General features: G+C 50.1%; 21 protein-coding genes and 1 pseudogene. 14 read left to right on the plus strand and 8 right to left on the minus strand.

The genetic code is table 11. From position 1 onward, the window contains the following. The 8 genes from OXG87_20630 to OXG87_20665 all read right to left on the minus strand — a co-directional run. A partial coding sequence (locus OXG87_20630; protein ID MCY3871961.1) for a hypothetical protein occupies positions 1-344 on the minus strand: 344 nt, incomplete at its 3' end. Positions 345-487: 143 nt separating this feature from the next. Next, the gene (locus OXG87_20635; protein ID MCY3871962.1) at positions 488-1,774 is read right to left on the minus strand and encodes an aspartate aminotransferase family protein; all 1,287 of its coding nucleotides are present in this window, start codon (positions 1,772-1,774) and stop codon (positions 488-490) included. Positions 1,775-1,819: 45 nt separating this feature from the next. Continuing rightward, complete coding sequence (locus OXG87_20640) at positions 1,820-2,818, minus strand: glycosyltransferase family 2 protein (protein ID MCY3871963.1); 999 nt, start codon at positions 2,816-2,818, stop codon at positions 1,820-1,822. A gap of 2 nt (positions 2,819-2,820) precedes the next feature. Beyond that, positions 2,821-4,494 carry an ATP-binding protein gene (locus OXG87_20645; GenBank protein ID MCY3871964.1) on the minus strand — a complete coding sequence of 558 codons (1,674 nt, stop codon included), beginning with the start codon at positions 4,492-4,494 and terminating at the stop codon, positions 2,821-2,823. A gap of 37 nt (positions 4,495-4,531) precedes the next feature. After that, positions 4,532-5,128, minus strand: a complete 597-nt coding sequence (locus OXG87_20650; protein MCY3871965.1) for a hypothetical protein — start codon at positions 5,126-5,128, stop codon at positions 4,532-4,534. Positions 5,129-5,351: 223 nt separating this feature from the next. Next, positions 5,352-5,624 carry a type II toxin-antitoxin system HicB family antitoxin gene (locus OXG87_20655; protein MCY3871966.1) on the minus strand — a complete coding sequence of 91 codons (273 nt, stop codon included), beginning with the start codon at positions 5,622-5,624 and terminating at the stop codon, positions 5,352-5,354. 13 nt (positions 5,625-5,637) lie between these two features. Next, entirely contained in the window at positions 5,638-6,858 is a 1,221-nt protein-coding gene (locus OXG87_20660; GenBank protein MCY3871967.1) for a DNA double-strand break repair nuclease NurA, read from the minus strand. Between the two features lie 27 nt (positions 6,859-6,885). Beyond that, positions 6,886-7,443 (minus strand): hypothetical protein, encoded by a 558-nt coding sequence (locus OXG87_20665; GenBank protein ID MCY3871968.1) that lies wholly within the window; start codon positions 7,441-7,443, stop codon positions 6,886-6,888. Between the two features lie 258 nt (positions 7,444-7,701). Between OXG87_20665 and OXG87_20670 the strand changes: the two genes are divergently transcribed. The 14 genes and pseudogenes from OXG87_20670 (at position 7,702) to recN (ending at position 20,104) form a co-directional block, all read left to right on the plus strand. After that, positions 7,702-8,298: a 7-carboxy-7-deazaguanine synthase QueE gene (locus OXG87_20670; protein MCY3871969.1), complete on the plus strand. Its 597-nt coding sequence runs from the start codon at positions 7,702-7,704 to the stop codon at positions 8,296-8,298. 12 nt (positions 8,299-8,310) lie between these two features. Beyond that, positions 8,311-9,312 carry a Gfo/Idh/MocA family oxidoreductase gene (locus tag OXG87_20675; GenBank protein MCY3871970.1) on the plus strand — a complete coding sequence of 334 codons (1,002 nt, stop codon included), beginning with the start codon at positions 8,311-8,313 and terminating at the stop codon, positions 9,310-9,312. Between the two features lie 220 nt (positions 9,313-9,532). Then, a pseudogene (gene thrS / locus OXG87_20680) lies at positions 9,533-11,467 on the plus strand (threonine--tRNA ligase). 105 nt (positions 11,468-11,572) lie between these two features. After that, a complete protein-coding gene (infC, locus tag OXG87_20685; protein ID MCY3871971.1) occupies positions 11,573-12,064 on the plus strand; it encodes a translation initiation factor IF-3 in 492 nt (163 codons plus the stop codon). 44 nt (positions 12,065-12,108) lie between these two features. Beyond that, entirely contained in the window at positions 12,109-12,303 is a 195-nt protein-coding gene (rpmI, locus tag OXG87_20690) for a 50S ribosomal protein L35 (protein ID MCY3871972.1), read from the plus strand. Positions 12,304-12,338: 35 nt separating this feature from the next. Beyond that, positions 12,339-12,692, plus strand: coding sequence for a 50S ribosomal protein L20 (rplT, locus tag OXG87_20695; GenBank protein ID MCY3871973.1), 354 nt, complete (start codon positions 12,339-12,341; stop codon positions 12,690-12,692). Positions 12,693-12,847: 155 nt separating this feature from the next. Further along, complete coding sequence (locus OXG87_20700) at positions 12,848-13,291, plus strand: cell division protein ZapB (GenBank protein MCY3871974.1); 444 nt, start codon at positions 12,848-12,850, stop codon at positions 13,289-13,291. Further along, positions 13,291-13,587, plus strand: a complete 297-nt coding sequence (locus OXG87_20705) for a cell division protein ZapA (protein MCY3871975.1) — start codon at positions 13,291-13,293, stop codon at positions 13,585-13,587. The genes OXG87_20700 and OXG87_20705 overlap by 1 nt, the downstream gene beginning before the upstream one ends. A 120-nt stretch (positions 13,588-13,707) precedes the next feature. Further along, positions 13,708-15,270: a ribonuclease Y gene (gene rny / locus OXG87_20710; GenBank protein ID MCY3871976.1), complete on the plus strand. Its 1,563-nt coding sequence runs from the start codon at positions 13,708-13,710 to the stop codon at positions 15,268-15,270. 10 nt (positions 15,271-15,280) lie between these two features. After that, positions 15,281-16,072 (plus strand): TIGR00282 family metallophosphoesterase, encoded by a 792-nt coding sequence (locus OXG87_20715; GenBank protein MCY3871977.1) that lies wholly within the window; start codon positions 15,281-15,283, stop codon positions 16,070-16,072. A gap of 1 nt (position 16,073) precedes the next feature. Continuing rightward, entirely contained in the window at positions 16,074-17,264 is a 1,191-nt protein-coding gene (gene xseA, locus OXG87_20720) for an exodeoxyribonuclease VII large subunit (protein ID MCY3871978.1), read from the plus strand. Positions 17,265-17,270: 6 nt separating this feature from the next. Continuing rightward, a complete protein-coding gene (gene xseB, locus OXG87_20725) occupies positions 17,271-17,531 on the plus strand; it encodes an exodeoxyribonuclease VII small subunit (GenBank protein MCY3871979.1) in 261 nt (86 codons plus the stop codon). Beyond that, on the plus strand, positions 17,528-18,388 hold the full coding sequence (locus tag OXG87_20730) for an NAD(+)/NADH kinase (GenBank protein ID MCY3871980.1): 861 nt from the start codon (positions 17,528-17,530) through the stop codon (positions 18,386-18,388). The genes xseB and OXG87_20730 overlap by 4 nt, the downstream gene beginning before the upstream one ends. 12 nt (positions 18,389-18,400) lie before the next feature. Continuing rightward, a complete protein-coding gene (gene recN / locus OXG87_20735; GenBank protein ID MCY3871981.1) occupies positions 18,401-20,104 on the plus strand; it encodes a DNA repair protein RecN in 1,704 nt (567 codons plus the stop codon). The last annotated feature ends 99 nt before the right edge of the window (positions 20,105-20,203 follow it).

Below are 20,203 nucleotides of genomic sequence, written 5' to 3' on the forward strand. Positions count from 1 at the left end.
CCGGTGTCTTCGTAGATCAACTGCACAGCACGCCCTGCGATCCCATCGTCCTCCCACTGGTAGAAATCTGCTTCGTCATACCAGCAGACCCCATTGAGTGTACCAAACCACAATCGCTTCTGACTGTCCTCTAAAACAAAATAAACGCGGTCGCTAATCAGACCATCCTGTCGCGTAAAATTCTGAAACTCGTCCCCATCGAAGCGACTAACACCGTTGTCCCAGGTGGCGAACCAGAGATAGCCTATGCTATCCTCCGCAATGTGTTCAATGCGCATCCCAGCCAGGCCATTTACCATAGAATAAGTTTGCCAGGTACCCATGCGGTCAAGTGACTTGATCATAAAAAAGAACCTTATTAAAAGTAAGAGAAAGATAGGCGTAACTATTCCCCAGAGAAAGATCACGCAACGCCCCAACCGGGATATTTATCCGGGTCGGCAAACTCCTGCTCCAGATCGAGAAAACCCCTGGGACCGCTTCATCGTCATATCTCCTTTGCCACACAGGCAACCGCTTCAATCGTCGCATCGATCACCTCATCTGTATGCACTGTCGATAAAAACCACGCCCCTCGCTCCAGCGCACGCACGCCTTTGTAGTGGAGTGCCTCTGTAAACTTGACGTACTGATCGCGATCTGCTTGAAGCGAACTGCGATAATCGACAACCGGGGTATCAACGCCAAAGCCCACGTGAAAAATCTGCGGAAAACCCGCAATCCGCGCTTGAATATCGGCCTCTTTTAGCGCGCGCGCAATACCTTCCATAAGCCGATTGCCCCGCGCATTGAGCACGTCAAACGTCTCTTTTTTACCCAACTCGGTCAGCGTAGCGATCACCGCAGCCATAGAAGCGGGTTGTGCATTATAAGTGCCGCCGTGCATCACACCCGCGACGAGCATATCCATCAAATCGCCTCGCCCTGCCAAACACGAAACCGGAAATCCATTGGCTATCGCTTTGCCAAACGTCGCCAGATCGGGCGTCACCCCAAAGTATTGTTGCGCGCCGCCAGGCGCCACGCGAAACCCCGTAATCACCTCGTCAAAAATGAGCACTGTTCCCATCTCGGTACACACCTCTCGAACCCCTTCCAAATAGCCCTCATTGGGAAAAATCGCGCTGGTATTGCACATCACAGGCTCCATAATAACAGCCGCGACATCCCCGCGTTCCAGACGCGAACTCAGAAGCTCCAGATTATTCCAGGGAAGCACCTCAGTATGCCGTCCCGCCAACAGGTCTTGCCCTGCACTGGCGGGAATGGGGATGGGCGCGTCAATCGGACCATACTGATCGGGCAAGGGTGCGACAGACCACAGCACATTGTCAAACCAGCCGTGATAATGTCCCTCAAATTTGATAACACAAAACCGTCCCGTAGCCGCACGTGCCAGGCGCAAAGCCGCTTGCACCACTTCGCTACCCGCGCAATTAAACCGCACCCGCTCCGCGCAGGGCACCATATCGCAAACCATCTTGGCTGCCTCTTGCTCAATCTCTGTCTGCCCGGCAAAGAGAATGCCAGACTTGAGTTGTTCTCGAACAGCAGATAATACGGATTCAGGATTGTGCCCGAGGATCATCGGCCCCATGCCCAGATAATAATCAATCAAACAATTGCCATCTACATCGTAGAGATACGGCCCTTCGCCGCGTTCAAAAACCAGAGGTGAGGGAACCATTCCCAGCCGAAAATTGCTGTTCACACCGCCCGGTAAATAGCGCGAGACTTCGGCGATCAAACGCCTGGATTTTTCAAAAGATTTCATGTAATCCCCGAATTTTTATAGCGATCAACTCATCCTGTTCATCCTTCAATCCTGAACCCCCTGATCGCTTTCATCCTGTTCATCCTTCAATCCTGAAAATCCCGATCCGAGTTCCATAAATCGAACACGCGAGGAAACATCTTCGAGAAGGGCGCGGTTGGTGGCGATGAGATCGGCGACAATACCGGTGAGAAACATCTGAAATCCAGCCAGCAGGAGGATAGCGGCGAGGATAAGCGATTGAATGTGAAGCGCGCCTTCGTCAGTAAAAAAGAAAAAATAGAGAAATCGGAGACCAATCAACGTGCCAAAAGCGAAAACAACAGCACCAAAAATAGAAAAGATGCGGAGTGCTTTGTAGCGTGCGTAAGTCCGCAGACTGATCATGCCCGACTTAAAAACAAATACACCCGGATTTTTGAAAAGGCGCGATTCGCGCGTTTTGGGATTCGTGCGAATGGGCACAGTTTCAACAGCGAGACGGTCCTGGCCCGCTTGCACAACGTGCTCGGCGGTATGATCGAAGTCCGTGAACATCGACAAATGCAGAGCAGCATCTCGTGAATAGGCGCGAAAACCGCTGGCGACATCAGGCACTTCAATACGGGCGAGGCGACTGATGACGCGACTGCCCAAACGCTGTAGCCATCGTTTTAAAAAAGAAAAGTGACCGATGCCACCTGTCTGCCGATCTCCAATCACAATATGAGCGCGCTTTTCGAGAATGGGCTGAACGAGCGCGACAATATCGGGACCGTAGTACTGGTTATCCCCATCGGTATTGACAATAATATCGGCACCGCGTTTGAGGCAGGTGTCAAAACCCACTTTGAAAGCATGCCCCAGGCCGCGATTTTTGGGGAATCTGACAATATGATCCACGCCGAGGTCGCGCGCAACCTCAGACGTGCGATCCGTAGAACCATCGTCTATGACCAGAATCTCGACTTCGTCAATACCGGGGACTTCGCGCGGAATATCGTTAACCGTAGCGGGCAGGGTTTCTTCTTCGTTGAAGCAAGGAATTTGGACAATCAGTTTCATTTTTAATCGCCAAAAATAGCAGCCGATGCGGCTTTGGCCTTTTCCACTTTTTCACTATCGGATAAATCGCCCATCGCTTTGTAAAAAATTTCATCGTAATCGCGCGTTTTGATAACCACGGGCATAGGGACCGCATGCCCGAATACAAGAGCTTGCTGCTTGGAATCGAGACTGGCCAGAACACTGCGTAAGCCAGCGGCATTGGACACGCCTGTGAGCACTCCCTGAATGTCTTTTTCGTCATTGAGCAAGGCCGTGATTTTTGTGCCGAGTTGTGAAAGCACTTCTTCGTCAATACCCGAGGGGCGCTGGTCAACCACGAGGAGCGAAACGTAATATTTACGCATTTCCCTGGCAATCGTACCAAAAATGGTCTGCCTTGCAGTCGCGGGATTGAGAAACTTGTGAGCTTCTTCAATGGTGATAACCAGATGTCGCGGCTGATCTTCGGGATTTTGCGAGGCGTAAAATTTTTCGCTTTTTGTAACGTATTTTTCGTGAATGCGACGAGAGAGAATATTCGCCACGAGCAAATACGCGAGCATGCCGGTCTGCCGACCAAACTCGAGCACAATGTGAATACCGCGGTCGATGTAATCCATCATCGTATCGACGGCATCGGCACCGTTGAGGCAATTGACCATAAAGGGAAAGTTTTCAAGCCGTTTGAGTTTGCGATGCAGTGCGGAAAGCGAGCTTTTATTGGCGCCGATATCCTCGGCAAATTGCTCGACATCGGGACCATCAATAGAAAATAATTGGCGCAACCAGCGGTCTTTGTACATCGCGTAAACGAGATAGGCAGATTCAGAAGCCGTGGGATTGAGTTGCAGTTCGTCTTGCAACGCGATGACATCTTCAACCGCGACCTGATCGTAGGTGATGTACACTTCGTGGTCGGGTTGAATACCGCGCTGACGAGATGATTCGGGGTCGAGAGAAAAAAGGGCGACCTGATTGCCAAAAAGTTGTTTGAGCCCTTTGACAAAGCTGTTTCCCTGCCCCCCTTCTTTCATAGCGCGAAAACCGTATTCGTTGTGCATATCAAAAATGAGATTGACGGCTTTCTTGTTTTTGATTAAACCGCACAATACCAGGCGTGTGAGAAAGGACTTACCCGTACCTGTTTTGCCAAAAATGCCATTGCTGCGCTCGACAAAGCGGTTGAGATTAATGCATACCGGCGTATCCATATCCAGTGGTGTGCCCATGTTGAAAAACCGGTCGTCTTTTTCCTCGCTGCCAAAAACGCGCGATACATCCTCTTCTTCGGCTTCAACAACTTTGGAAAAATGACTGGGAATTGTTTTCACAGGACGCGGTTCATCGACGACTTCTTCGCCCTGTTCCAGCATAAGCATGGGGCGCAGTGCAACGGTGACGTAGGTGCTGGAGCCATTGAGAACGCTGTGCAACAACTGGTCGCCCTCGCGCGGTGGATAAAGCAAAATTTCGGGATTGGTCGCATCCAGACTCAGGTCGGTGATCATAGAAAAGAACTGATTCTTATAGCCCTCTATAACCACAAATTTGCCGGCCTTGACGTCTTCTACGCTGCGGTCGGGGTTGAGCTTCATCTCAACGCCCTCGGTCAAAGACCCCTGCGTGACAACGCCGATTTCGCCGCCATCCTGAATATTGGGCGAACCGTTTAGGTTATTCCAGAGATCATTCATAAAAGATAGCTCTCAGCCTTTCTTATGTCATTCACACTTATTGCGAAATCCGCCGCATAATAGAACTTAGACGGTCGTAGTCGTCGCGGATAAGGCGACAAAGGTCTTTGCCAATACTTACCAGATAAGGCATATCTAAAGCGCGGGCTGCCCAGGCATTTCTCACCGAGGCGATGATCAGGTCGTCGGCAGGCAGGCGGTTGCCACATAAAATGCTGCGGAGAAAATCCCCACTATTGGTCAGAGCTTTAATTTCCGATTCGGTACAGGGATAAACAAAGCAGTGAATCCCGGGCGGCTGTGGGGGTAAGACCTGTTGCGGACCCCGGTCGTCGCCATAGCCAATAATAACAGCTTCAAATTCAGTCTTGAGAAGCTCAAAAATTTGCGGTTGTTCTTCGCGCAATTCTTGTTCGGTAAGCCCATAAGCCGTGGCGCGTCGATTGGGTTCAATAGAGTGCGTACACACATTGAAAACCAGGCCATATACAGGCAATGCACCAATAGTCTTAACAAAGGATCCGAATGGCGGTGCGCCATTGAGTTCTCGACTCTCAGAAGTAAATTGCGAAGTAGAGCTTTCGACAATTTCGCCAATATATTCGATACTTATATCAAGTTCCGCGAGTGACATGTAGGACCTCTATCGTGAAAGAGCGTACCAGTCTGACATTGTAATTTCGCGTTCGAGAATCGCTTCAATTTCTCGGATTATGAACCGCAATTGGGGAACAGAGTATTCAGAATTGGACGGAATGGACAATCGATGATTTTGATAGATCATAAATTGATGACGTGTACCCGAATAGGGCCCATCAAATCCGAGTTTGCGAAGACGACGAATAAAATCGCGACGTTTACACGGTGTCCAACGATTCATGCATGGGCACCTTGTTTAAGTCAATATCATTAATTACAGGAAGTCTATGTCCAAGTTTAATACCTACGAAAATCCAATCCTCGAGTGTAGAATGAAGTTCCGATTCACAATCGCGAAGCGAATTGGCAAATGCTACTACACCTTTGCATACGGGAATACGTCCACCAAATGTACCGTCTTCCAGTTTGTCATATTCGGCCTGTGCCATGAGATCGTTAATATAATCCGTGAGGATAAATTGAGTCGCCATAATGATACCCTCGCTATACTGCCGCAGCCATTTTTTTGAGTTGTTTGAGCGACTGTTCGGTTTTGATATCGTTTTTTACAAAAGCATCTTTCAAGAACTTAAAAAATATATCGCGGTCGGCTCCGCGCACAATAGCGCGTTCGTGGGATTCGGATAAGACGACGGGATATCCGCGCCCCTTATCGACTTGATCGACAATCGCGGCGTGTACGAGATCGAGCAACTCGCGGTCTTCGGCAACCCATTCGGGGATTTCGACGCGCCCAATTTCCCAACCCGTATGCACGTAAAAAAAGCAGATGCGGTGGGGACCGTAGTCCTCGAGAATTTTAGACGCGCTGCGATAAACACCACTGCGCTCGCCGCGTTTGAGTTTGCGGGCATACAGCATATCGTCAGTAACGCCGGCGATGGGCTCACAGGGAATGGGCGCAGGTGTTTCGGAATCCCCATCAAGATCGAGAAGATGCTGCGCCTCGGCTGCTTTCCACGGGCACTTGTCGCAGTTGGGAGGCTGTTCGGGACAGAGACCCACGCGCAGGGCATTGAGCACATCGGCGCTGCCGGGATCTGAAATATACCCGGCAATGGGAACGCGGAGTTCGCGCAGACGCTCGAAACCGGCGAGTGTGGTCTGAAGGGTTTCGCGGCGGAAATCGTAGGGTTTGCCTTCGAGCATCCACAAAATCAGGGTTCCATCGGTCAGCCCAACACAGGTTCGGCCCTCTGCGTGTGCCTGAGCAGAAAGCGCGACGACCTTTTCGAGTTCCATAGCATTGCGCCGCACACCAACGACTTCGCGGGTGATTGGACTGCGCTTACCCGCCCATTCTTGATAGAGATCGTCTTCATCGTAGAAAAGCGTTGGTTCGCTGTTTAATACAGGGCGTTCTCCCGTGCCGTAATGAATGACGACATAGCCAATATTGATCAGAAAACAATTGGCAACTTCGTGCCGATCGGGAAATATCTGAGACCCGTCGGCGGCAATAACGGTGAGTTCTTTTGGACGATCGGGATTTGGACACGCCTCGGTAATCGGCCCACCGAGTTGGGCAACCAGCCAGGAGGTACGGCTGCGCGCAATTTTAATACCCAGAGTTTCCCATGCATCTTCCCAGCGATCCATTTCGGAACACGCCAGATCAATACGGGCAAAAAAGTCGTCTTGCAAAGTACTGGCATCAACCGCCATCTGGTCAATCTGACGTTTGAGCAAACCGTAATCAAGCATAAGAGGCTCCAGTAAGGTGGCTCTTTACTACACGATTGATTCATAAAAGAATTGCCGACCGCCGCCGGGCACACTGCCATCGCGCACGCGGCACACGAGACCCATTTTTTGAAGGGCATTGAGCCGGTTGCAGGCGATATTGATATTTTTTCTCAACGCGTGGGCAAACTCAGAAGACGTACCTTTTTTTTGAGACAGAACAACGTCAAGAGCTTCTCGAATGGGCGTTTTGAGTACACCGAGCACATGAATATCGCCTTCGTCGTCTTTGAAAAGCGCGGCCAGATCGCGCAATTTGAGCACGGCCTCGAAGGTCTCGCGCACGGAATCATTGGCATTTTGGATAAAGGTAAAGCGATTGCCAAGCTCCCCGCTGCCAATACGCATGAGGAGTTTGCAGAGCAACTCGTCTGCACAAGAGATATCGATAAACGAGACATTGGCAAAGTCGAGAGGCGTAACAGCATCGTCATCGGCTGTTTGCATAAATGCCATAAGCTGATTGAGCAGGACTTCACCGCGATCGCGCCCACTCAGAATGCCCGTAGGCGTCTCAAAAACGAAAGGGGGGGTTTGTTCAGGCATCTCATCGTCCCTTAAAATTCGGTTGAAATTCTATTTGTGGGGATTGGGGGAACGATGGGGAAGAAAACTTAATTGAATTCAGTTAAGTTGCTGAGAAATTAGGTGTTCTGAAATGATATGTCAAGTATTTTCTTTTATTTGCTGCAATGCTTGCAAATACAACACATGTGAGATATATTTCTTTAAGAGTACGCGAAAACAATCAGAGCTATTCATAAAGGCTTGAATGTGAACAACCCCCCGGCATCCAAAGATCAAATGCCCGTTTGGCGCGGCGATGGTGAGATTTTGCAGGTCAATGAAATTTTCTATTCCATAGAAGGCGAAGGCCTGCGCGTGGGGCAACCCACAACATTTGTCAGGCTTGCGCGTTGTAATTTGCGCTGCTTTTTTTGTGATACGGAATTTGATTCTTTTGAGGAAATGACCATTGCGCAAATCGTCGATGAGGTCGTGCGTCACCCGGCAAAGTGGGTGTGTTTGACCGGAGGCGAACCGCTGGGACAAAATATCACGCCACTGTGTCAGAAACTCGTCAGCGCGGGTTTTCGGTTGCACATCGAGACAAATGGAACGATTGGCCCAGATCCTGTTTTGTGCGATCTCATTGAGCACTGGACCGTATCGCCCAAACGGCAAAAAATTGCCGATGGCCTGACGCATATCACCGAACTCAAATACGTGGTGGGCAAAGCGTTTTGCGAAAATATGGTCGATGAAAACCGCGCAAAATATATTTATTTACAGCCCGAATCGAGCAAACCCCAATACATTCACAAGGCATTGGAAATTTTGTCGCGACACCCCAACTGGCGCTTGTCGTGTCGCATTCACAAAATGTTGCAATTGCCTTAAGGAGACTGATACATGATTAAACTGGGTATGATCGGATGCGGTGGCATGGGGGGTGCCCACATGCGGCGGTTTCACACACTGAGTGATCGGGTCACATTGGCCGCTGCCGTCGATGTTGTTCCAGAACGCGCAGAAGCAGTCGCGCAGCAATTTCCGGGAGCCTGTGTGGCGACAGATTATCGCGAGATTTTAGATTCGGTAGATGCCGTACTGCTCGCCCTACCCCACCATTTGCACTTTTCCGTAGGACAGGCGTGCCTCAATGCTGGCGTTCATGTCCTGCTCGAAAAACCCATGGCCAATTACGAAGTTGCCTGCAAAGAACTGATTGAGGCATCTGAAACCTCGGGCAAAGTGCTGATGATTGCGTATTGCATGCGCTTTCATCCAATTGTACAACGTTTGAAAGCATTGCTGGATGAAGGCGCGTACGGCGATGTATTTCAAGTGTCGATCTGGACCGAACAACTCACCCGGTATCCCCCCGATCACTGGGCCTCGAGCAAAGAGCGATTGGGCGGAGGGCAGTTGTTTAGTCATGGCTGTCATTATATCGATTTGCTACTCTGGTTTTTGGGGCGACCCGTGCAGGGCATGCACATGGGCACGAATTTTGGTACGCCGTGGATGGAGCGAGAAGGCACGAGCAATGTGACGATGGAATTTGAAAATGGCCGACTGGGATATCACTTTGGCACCTGGGGGGCGCGGGGCACCCGGCTGCGGTACTCAATCCACGCGCATTGCACAGAAGGGTTGCTCGATGCCAATCTCTCAGGCGGCAAGCTCGTGCATATCATACGCGGTCAAGAAAAAATTTTGTTCGAAGCAGAGCCGGGCAAACACACGGAAAACGAGATGGCCCATTTTCTCGATTGCATTGAAACCGGGCAAACACCGCTGACAGATGGCAAAAGCAGCTTGCAGGGATTGCGCGTGATCTGGCGACTATACGAAGCCGAGCAAGCAGGGAATATTGCAGATTTGACGGGATTGGGTTTGGATGAGGCCTAATAAGTTTCGAAAATTCAATGAATTGAGGTTGTGATTCTATCTCTGAAATTGGGGAATTTCCGCTTGACACCCCGATACTCTTATTATAGATTTATCAGACTCTGGCAGGTTTCTATCTTTTAATCTCATTCCTGAGGGATGTCCGCGGGCGAAACTGCTCACCGAACGGTTCCACGATTTCACATTTCGCGCGCCGGCAATTTCCGAGCGCGATTTTTTTATGGCCCAAAACCACTCCATAACCATCACGCTTCCCGACGGTTCGGCCAAAGAAATTGAGCGCGGTGCAACCGTGCTACAAGTGGCTGAATCCATTGGCTCCGGCCTTGCTCGCGCAGCTCTGGCCGGGCGGGTTGATGGTCGAGCTGTAGATTTGAGTTATCCGGTTGCTTCAGATGCTGCTGTTGAGATTCTGACTTTCTCCGACAACGAAGGCAAAGAGGTTTACTGGCATAGCACAGCACATGTGATGGCACAAGCTGTACAGGACTTATTTCCCAATGCAAAAGTAACCATTGGTCCACCTATTGAAAACGGATTCTATTACGATTTTGATGTCGATCAGCCCTTTACACCCGAGGAACTGGAAAAAATTGAAGCGCGAATGCTGGAAATTGCCAGAGAAGACCAGCCCTTTTCCCGTGAAGAAGTTTCGCGCGACGAGGCTTCTGCGCGCTTTCGTGATTTGGGTGAATCCTATAAACTCGAGCTTTTAGACGCCATTGCGCCCGACGAAACAGTGAGCATCTACAAAAATGCCAAATGGTTTGATCTGTGTCGGGGACCACACTTACCATCAACAGGGCGCGTTAAGGCCATCAAGTTGTTAAACGCATCCGGAGCTTATTAGCGGGGCGATGAAAACAACAAAATGCTGCAACGCATCTACGGCATCTCGTTTCCCGGCAAAAAAGAATTGCAGGCATATCTCGATAAACTCGAAGAGGCCAAACGTCGAGATCACCGCACTTTGGGCATACAGTTAGACCTGTATTCGATAAATGACAATGTAGGTCCAGGCCTGGTACTCTGGCACCCTAAGGGAATGCGGATTCGGCACGAGATTGAATCATTCTGGCACAGTGCTCATTTCGACGGTGGATATGAACTGGTCGGCTCCCCTCATATTGGGCGATCCACCCTGTGGAACACGAGTGGCCATCTGGATTTTTTTCGCGAAAATATGTACTCGTCAATGGATGTCGATGGACAGGAATATTTCGCCAAACCCATGAACTGTCCATTTCACAGCATGATTTACAAAAGCCGCCGTCGGAGTTATCGCGAGTTGCCATTGCGCTGGGCAGAAATGGGAACGGTTTATCGCTATGAACAGGCAGGTGTGCTACACGGGCTTTTGCGAGTGCGCGGATTTACACAGGATGACGCGCATATCTTCTGCCGTCCAGACCAGGTCGAAAGTGAAATTAAACAGACCATAGATTTTACGCTGTTTATTCTGCGGTCATTTGGTCTCGAAGATTTTAAGATCGATATTTCCACACGGCCCGAAAAAGCCGTAGGTGACCCTCGCGACTGGGATATGGCGACAAATGCCTTGAAAGCCGCGATAGATGCACAGGGCTTAAAATATGGCATGGATGAAGGCGGCGGCGCATTTTACGGACCCAAAATTGACGTGCAAATTAAAGATGCACTGGGGCGTGAATGGCAGTGTTCGACAATTCAGTTTGACTTCAACCTGCCCGAGCGATTCGATTTGACTTTTGCCGGTCAAGATGGCAAGATGCACCGCCCCTATATGGTACATCGCGCGCTTTTGGGGTCAATGGAACGATTCTTTGGCACACTCATTGAGCATTATGCCGGCAATTTTCCCGTGTGGCTGGCTCCTGTGCAGGCTGTTATTCTACCTGTATCGGATCGTTTTACCGACTATGCACAGCAAGTTGCCAAACTGCTTCGAGATGCTCAGGTGCGCGTTGAAGTGGATGATCAGGATGCCAAATTGGGCTACAAAATTCGAGAGGCAGAAGTTCAAAAAGTGCCCTATATGCTTATTGTAGGCGCGCGAGAAGTTGAGAATGGCACAGTGTCCGTTCGCCGTCATGGACAGGGAGATTTGGGTGCGCTGAGCCTGGAAAATTTAATCTCGCGTATTCAGTCAGAGGTCGAATCCAAACAATTGTCATAATTCACAACGCGTTTGTGAGTTGAGTTCCCTATATCCAATCTGGAGGTGGTCGCAATCAATAGAGGTTCAAGAAGTCGAGATACCAGACGAGAAATCGGGCCGCGCGTGAATCGGCAGATTCGCATTCCACAGGTTCGCTTAATCGGTGAATCAGGTGCTCAAGTGGGCATTGTAGAAACTAGCAAAGCCCTGACAATGGCTCAGGGGGCCGGGCTTGATCTGGTCGAAGTTGCGCCAAATGCACGCCCACCTGTTTGCCGGATTATGGACTACGGTAAATACAGGTATGAGCGGGGAAAAAAAGCCAGAAAAAATCGCCAAAGTGCCTCGCAATTAAAAGAAATTCGGATGCGTGTTCGAATCAGCGATCACGATTATCAATTTAAGATCAGGCATGCTGAGAAATTTTTGACCCAGCGCCATAAAGTGCGGCTTGTCATTGAGTTTTTTGGACGGGAAAATGCACATCGCGATATGGGCCGCAACTTATTGCAGCGCATTGAAGACGATTTGCAACATGTTGGACAGATCGAAACGCATCCCCGCGACGAAGGGCGAAAGCTCGTGATGATTGTCGCGCCAAAATCTCAGTCGTAGTTCGCTTCAAATAATCTGTGACGTTGTTTTCAAAGGAGTTTGTCGTGCCCAAAATGAAAACCCATAGCGGTGCCAAAAAGCGTTTCAAAAAGCGCAGTTCTGGCAAAATCAGTCGTCGCCAGGCCACTGCAGCGCACAACCTGACCAAAAAGACGAGCAAGCGCAAAAGAGGCCTCCGTCAAACTGCGCATGTTCACGGCGCTGACCAAAGCCGCGTCAATCGCCTGCTGGCGTCTTGACAGGGGCTGATGATCACTGTTCATTGGAGATTAAAATGCCGAGAGTAACCAATAGTCCTGCATCGAGACGCAGGCGAAAAAAAATTTTGAAACAAGCCAGAGGCTATCGGGGAGGGCGCAGCAAACTGCTACGCACGGCCAGCAATGCTGTGGATCGCGCCTTGCAATACGCCTATCGCGACCGCAGGCAAAAGAAAAGAAACTTCAGAGCATTGTGGATTACCCGAATCAATGCAGCAGCCAGGCAACACGGATTGACTTACAGCCGATTTATGGCGGGTTTAAAGCGAGAGGGCATCGATATCAACCGCAAAGTGTTGGCCAATCTGGCCGTAACCGATGCCAATGCATTTGCCGCCCTGGCCGAAAGGGTTAAGCAAAACGCTTGAGTATCTCATTGATCCCAAAAAGCGAAATCCGGCACCGTGTGGATTTCGCTTTTTGCATGGGGGCCAAATCCTCACGGGGCGAGCTTGACTTTCGGATAAGATGGTGTTAAATTGCCTTTATATTCAATAGCTTTTGATTTTTTCAAGGAGCAAACATGGATATTAACCCCTGGACAAGAAATGTGAAAGAAGAAGGGGAAGTGGATGAAGAAGTGGAAGGTAGTGCCGAAGCAACCGAAGAGACCGAAGAAGTAGCGGAAATGGAGGAAGAAGCGGATGAGGAAGTGGTCCTGATGGATATTAACGCCGGGGCAGTGGCGGAGGGAGTGGACCGGCTCGTTGAAGCAATTAACAACGCCGTTGCAACCATTGAAGATTTGCGTCGTGAAAATGCTGAATTGAAGCAACAGAGTCAGGCATTGCAGTCAGATATATCGCGCCTCGAAGAAGAACGAGTGGCTCTGTGTAACGAACGAGATCGGCTGCAAGACATTTACAACGACAATATGCTTCTAATAGACAATAAGGCGGAAATCCTGGATAAGGTCGAGGCGATGTTGCAGCGCCTCAATTCCTTAAACCCCGAAAAAAATGAGTGATGTCTGGTTTGCCCGACGTGCGCGTTCAGATATTTGGCTCAGAATATCGCATTACCAGCGATGCTGATCCCGAACACATCCGCGAGGTGGCGAGTTATATCGATCAGAAAATGCGCGAAATAGCCAGTGCTCTTGCACTGCGCAACAGATCGACAGTAGCCGTATTAACGGCTGTGAATTTGGCTGATGAGCTTTTTAAAATCGAGGAAGAAAGTCGCCAGATGGATCGGATTTCACGCGAGAAAGCCGATCAACTCGCAGACTCGGTAACCCTGAGATCACGACGAAGTGAGTAAATCGCACAATGCGAGTGTGAGACAAGCTATCTCACGGGATTGTGAACCCCGTCGCGTTTGTCCTTAAAAGTGAGCACAAGCGCGGTGGGGATTTCTTTTAATACCACATTGGAGAAAGTCATGGAAATCGTATCTGTGATTGCGTTATCTACCGGGCTGTTGGTGCTGGGATTTGTTGTGGGATGGCTGATCAGCAGTAAAATTTCACACAAGAGATTTTACCGCACCGACGCCTCAATCGAACAAATTTTGGAAGATGCTCGAAGAGAAGCAGAAACGGAAAAACGCACCGCGCTTTTAGAAGCTAAGGATCAGATTTATCACGAGCGCGTACAGGCCGAAAAAGCACTGGAAGACCGCAACAATGAAGTGGCACACAAAGAAGAAGAATTAGATCGCATGTCGAGCGAGTTGAATCGACGTGCAGACCTGCTCAACCACAAAGCTGGACAAGTGGAAGAATTGGAACAAAAATTGGTACAGCAGCAGGACGAATTAACCGTCAAAGAACTGGAGTTGGAAGCGATTTTGGAGGCCCAAAATGCGCGATTAGAACGCATTGCGGCCCTGACTCGCCAGCAGGCCAAACGCGAATTGATGGAAAATTTGGAGGCCGAATCCCAGCGCGAAGTTGCCTGGCGCTTAAAAGAAATCCGGGAAGACGCACAAGCGCGGGCCAATGATGAAGCGAGAGAAATTATCGCAAGTGCGATTCAAAGACTGGCAGTAGATTACACGGTAGAATCAACGGTGACCGTTGTCGAGTTGCCAGCCGATGAAATGAAAGGTCGAATTATCGGGCGCGAAGGGCGCAATATTCGAGCTTTTGAGATGTGTACTGGCGTGGATGTGATTGTTGACGATACCCCCAAAGCCGTCGTGCTGTCCGGATTTGATCCCATTCGCCGTGCGATTGCCAAGACAGCTTTGGAGCACCTTTTAATGGACGGGCGCATTCATCCGGGTCGGATCGAAGAAGTGGTTGAAAAATCGCGAGAAAATATGCACGAATTGATTCGACAAGCGGGTGAAGAGGCCATCTTTAACATGGGAGTGCCCGGCTTGCACGATCGCCTGATTGAATGTCTTGGGCGATTAAAATTTCGGACGAGTTATGGGCAAAATATGTTAAACCACAGCAAAGAGGTGGCTTTTCTATCGGGGATGATGGCCACACATTTGGGGCTGGATGCACAACTTGCCAAACGCGCTGGCCTACTACACGATATCGGTCAGGGGATCAGCCACGAATTTGAAGGCACACCCGGCCAAAATGGCGCTGATATGGCAAAAAAATACGGTGAAGATGACGAGGTAATCAACGCGATTGAAGCCCACCACGGCGAGGCTGACCCGATCTCGCCAATTGCAGTGCTGGTCGATGCCGCAGACGCCATTTCGAGAGTTCGCCCGGGCGCGAGGCGCGAGGTGTTGGAAAATTATGTACGACGATTGGAGCATTTGGAACAAACCGCCCGAGAAATAGAGGGAGTAGATGCGGTTTACGCCATTCAAGCGGGTCAGGAAATTCGGGTGGTCGCCAACTATGGATTAATCAGCGATGAAGACACCGAGCGATTATCTGCTCAAATTGCCGAACGACTGGAAAAAACAATGACATATCCGGGACATATAAAGGTGACCGTAATTCGCGAGGTGCGCGCCATCAATTTTGCGCGATAAAAAATAGCGAATGAAAATACTATTTGTAGGCGATGTTTATGGCAGACCCGGGCGACGGGCCGCCGCACATTTGATTCCCCAACTGATCGCACAGCACGCCATTGATTTCTGCGTTGTCAATGGCGAAAATTCTGCTGGTGGTTTTGGTATTACCGAAAAAATCGGACAAAAATTTCACGCTTACGGCGCCAATGTAATTACCATGGGCGATCACGTCTGGGATCAAAAAGATTCGGTTGACTATATTCAAACGAACGACCGGATTTTGCGTGCAGCCAACTTCCCCAAAGAGGTTGGAGGTGTTGGTGCAGCAATTTTTTCAGCGCGTAATGGAGCATCGGTTGCAGTGCTCAGTTTGCTTGGACGAACATATATGAAAATGGCTTTGGACTGTCCCTTTAGAACGGGGCAATGCGCCGTGGAGCAACTGCAAAAGAAAACGCCCATCATTCTCATCGACTTCCACGCCGAAGCGACCTCAGAAAAAATTGCTTTTGGGCACTATATGGACGGCAAAGTCAGCGCAGTTTTGGGCACGCATACCCATGTTCAAACAGCCGATAATAAAATTTTGCCAGGCGGAACCGCGTATATGACAGATGTGGGTATGACAGGGCCTCATGATTCGGTTATTGGCGCAAAAAAAGATCCCGCGATTCACCGATTCATAAACCAGATGCCCGTGCGTTTTGAGCCAGCTACAGGTGATATAAAACTCTGCGGTGCGCTCATAGATGTGGATAAATGCTCTGGACGCGCGCGACACATTGAGCGGTTGTGTCTCGATTTAGAGGAGGAATAAGGTGGAACACCCACTTTCTGTATCGGACGTCACACAAGCGGTTAAGCAAACCCTTGAGACGCAATTTCCGCCCATGTGGGTCGCCGGTGAGTTGACCTCCTTCTCTCAGCCTTCATCCGGACATCGGTATTTCACGCTCTCAGATCCACACAGTCAATTGCGCTGTGTGATGTGGCGTTCACGTTCCATAACTGGATTTCGTCCCACAGCGGGGATAGCCGTGTTGGCACAGGGGCAGTTGACGGTATATGAACGGCGGGGCGAATATCAATTTAATGTGTCACAACTGTTTCCCGCAGGGGTGGGACAACAGCTAATCGCCTATGAAAAACTGAAAAAAAAACTGTCTGAAGAAGGCCTTTTTGACGAGGGTCGAAAACAATCTTTGCCCGAATACGCCAGACCCATTGGCGTTGTGACTTCGCAGACAGGTGCAGCTTTTCGAGATATTTTGAATGTGTTGAAGCGGCGATTTCCCGCTGTCCGCATTGTTTTGCGCCCCGCGCAGGTGCAGGGATTGGACGCGCCAGAAGATATTGCACAGGGCATTGCCGATTTCAATGACTTCGGCAAAGTAGATGTATTGATTGTTGGACGCGGCGGCGGCTCGGCTGAGGATTTGGCTGCATTTAACGACGAGACAGTGGTGCGGGCAATTGCGGATTCTGAGATTCCAGTTATTTCAGCCGTAGGACACGAGATCGACATCTCCCTATCGGATCTAACAGCTGATGTGCGCGCACCAACCCCTTCTGCTGCCGCAGAAATTGCAGTACGCGATGTTTTAGAAGTGCGCGAACAAGTCGGAAGGCTTACACTTCGCACGCGGGAAGCCATGCAGCGGTTGTTAGACGAGAATAAAGATCTGATAGAAACGCACGAAAGCAGTTATGGCATGCGGCGGTTGTCCGACTTGATCTTTCAAAACGCGCAACACGTCGATGAATTACACCGCGATTTATACGCGCTTATGAGGCGGCTATTTGAAAGCCGATTAGCCGACTATCACCGTCTGACCGGCAAACTGGGATCACTCAGCCCCCTATCAGTACTCGCGCGGGGATTTGGCCTCGTACAGCGCGAAGATGGTTCGGTCGTGTCTGATGCCGGAATTTTGACACCCCGTGAACATCTGCACATTCGATTGGCAAAAGGCGAGGCAACCTGTCGGGTAGAAAAAATAAAAAGGTAAAATCCACTGCCAAAAAATAAAACAGCAGAACCCACCTTTGAAGCGGCTTTGAAGCAATTGGAGACGGCTGTGGATCGTTTAGAAGAAGGTGCACTGCCTTTGTCAGAGGCACTAAAAGTGTTTGAAGAAGGTCTAAAAGCATCCAATCAATGCCGCAGTTTATTAGAAGATGCGCGGCAACAGGTTGAAGTGCTAATACGCGATAGCGATGGTGAATTTGAATTGGTATCCATAGATTCCAACGGCGAAGGGTTTGCAGACGAATGAAGTCCATCGGTTTGTTTTCGAACCCGACCCAACCGGGCATGGGCGTTGCGGTCGATCAATTGGCCCAGCGCATCCATCAAAGGGGCATTGGGGTACTGATCGCCGACAACTTGCGGCAAATTTGCACATCTGATTCCAAATGGTTTTGTCCGGTCGATCAGTTGCCCACACGCGCCGACATCATTGTGGCGATGGGCGGCGATGGGACCTTGTTGCGCGCAGCCGATGTGGTTTATCCACACAGCACGCCGATTTTGGGCGTGAACCTGGGGCGATTGGGATTTTTATCGGGCGCAGAACCCCGCGAATTGGGCGATGGCCTGGATCGGTTGTTATGTGGCGATTATACCGTAGAAGAACGCATTGCTCTACACGCACAAACCCGCACGCAAAAAGCGTTCGCACTCAATGAAGTCGTAATTGAACGCAGCGTCAAGGCGCGTCTGGTACAGGTCGTAATGCTGGTTGAAGGTCGGCCCGTAAGCTCCTTTTACGGCAATGGATTAATTCTGGCAACGCCGACGGGGTCCACGGGTTACAGCCTGTCTTCTGGCGGCCCAATAGTACATCCAAATTTATCTGTGCTGATCGCCACGCCTATATGCCCGCATTCGCTATCTTTGCGCCCAATGGTGATGCCGGGCGGTCAATCGGTAACGGTTAAGGTGATAGCTGATCGGTCCGATGAAATCATGTTATCCACAGATGGACGCACAGTATGTTCGCTTTCCCCTGAAGAACCCGTTACAGTACAACGGGCCTCCGAACCCGTGCGCTTTATCAATATGCAGGGGTTGACTTTTTACGATCTGTTGCAGCGCAAATTGGACTGGAGCCTGGATCGGCGAGACGAGTAAAGGAGTTGCGCCTTGTTGTCTCAATTGCATGTGATAAATTACGCCCTGATCGACGACATGGAAGTCGCATTTGGTAAGGGGTTAAATATCATTACGGGCGAAACCGGCGCAGGGAAGTCCATCCTGGTCGGCGCATTGGGGCTGATACTGGGTATGCGAGCGAGTCCCGATGTGATCCGCACAGGCGAAAAAAAATGTACAGTAGAAGCCATTTTTGAACTCTATCTTCAACATCCGGCTCTCAAACTCCTGAACGCCATGGGTATAGAGACAGAAGACGGCGAGCTGATTTTGCGGCGAGATGTACTATTAGAAGGGCGCAGTCGGTGCTACGCCAATGGCCTGTCTATTCCCGTGCGTACACTTCGAGAATTGGGCCGCGCGCTGGTCGATTTACACGGCCAACACGACCATCAATCGCTTCTGAATACCGATCAGCATCTGGACTTTTTGGACGGCTTTGGCGGCTTGCACGCAGCACGCGCACAGGTCGAACAATCATATCACCAGGTGGTGCAGTTGCAAAATCGGCTGATCGAAAAAACTGCCGTTGCCCAGCGTCAGCGAGAAAGACGCGAACTACTGGACTTTCAGATCAAAGAAATCCATGCGACAAAACCAGAGCCTGGCGAAGACGAGCGCCTGCAACGCGAACAGTCCGTACTTTTGCATGCAGAACGGCTACTCGAGATCGCCTATCAGATTGAACAGGTGCTTTATGAAAGTGAACAATCCGTGGCCGATCAACTCGGCGAAGGCGCGCACCTCCTGAATGAGGCCGCGCAAATGGACAGCAGTTTGGAGCCTATAGCCGAAGAACTCAATGGCCTGCGGTATGGTGCAGAGGAACTGGCTCGTGCCTTTGGCGATTACGCCAATCGCGTAGAACACAATCCCCAACGCCTATCAGAAGTAACAGAGCGATTAGAAACGCTGAACGCACTGAAAAAAAAATATAGCGGCGACCTGGAAAGTGTGCTGTCCTATGAAAAAAAAGCCCAAAAAGAATTGGAACTGACCGAGGAACTCGAAGCATCTATAAAAAAAATTCAGATTAAAATTGACGATGCAATACAGACATTCGCACATTTTTGTGAGAAATTGTCAAAAGGAAGACACAAAGCTGCTGGCAAATTGTCAAAAGCGATATGCCGCGCATTGCGCGAACTGGGCATGCCCGATGTGCAGTTTGACGTACAATTGAATCGGCGTCCAGACCCCGAAGGCCTGATTGAATGCGACGGGCAGCGATTTGAAGCGGGACCACGGGGCATAGAGCGCGGCGAATTTTTTATTTCGGCCAACCCTGGCGAAGCCATTCGCCCGCTGGCAAAAGTGGCGTCGGGCGGTGAAATCTCGCGTATTATGCTGGCGATGAAAACCGTGCTGGCGCATACCGATTCGGTGCAGGTGTTAATTTTTGACGAAATCGACATCGGAATTTCTGGACGCATTGCAGAGGTTGTGGGCAAGAAATTGCGCGACCTGTCAGAAACGTATCAAACCATTTCAATTACGCATTTGCCACAAATTGCAAAAATGGCTGATCGGCATTTTTCAGTCAGAAAAGAAGTAGTTGAGCAACGTGCAGTAACCCGGGTGATCCCGTTGGATGAAGAGGCACGCGCTGGCGAACTCGCTTTGATGATGGGCGGCGAAGAGATTTCAGAACTGACCATGCAACACGCCCGCGAAATGCTGGCTGCAAAACCGTAGAACAGTATAAGGAGCATAGCGTGAGACCGATAATTCCCGACGACCTTCGAGACATCGAAGAAAAAGTAAACCTGGGACAACGACTATCTGCCGAAGATG

This window comes from Gemmatimonadota bacterium (assembly GCA_026706845.1).
Lineage (GTDB): Bacteria > Latescibacterota > UBA2968 > UBA2968 > UBA2968 > VXRD01.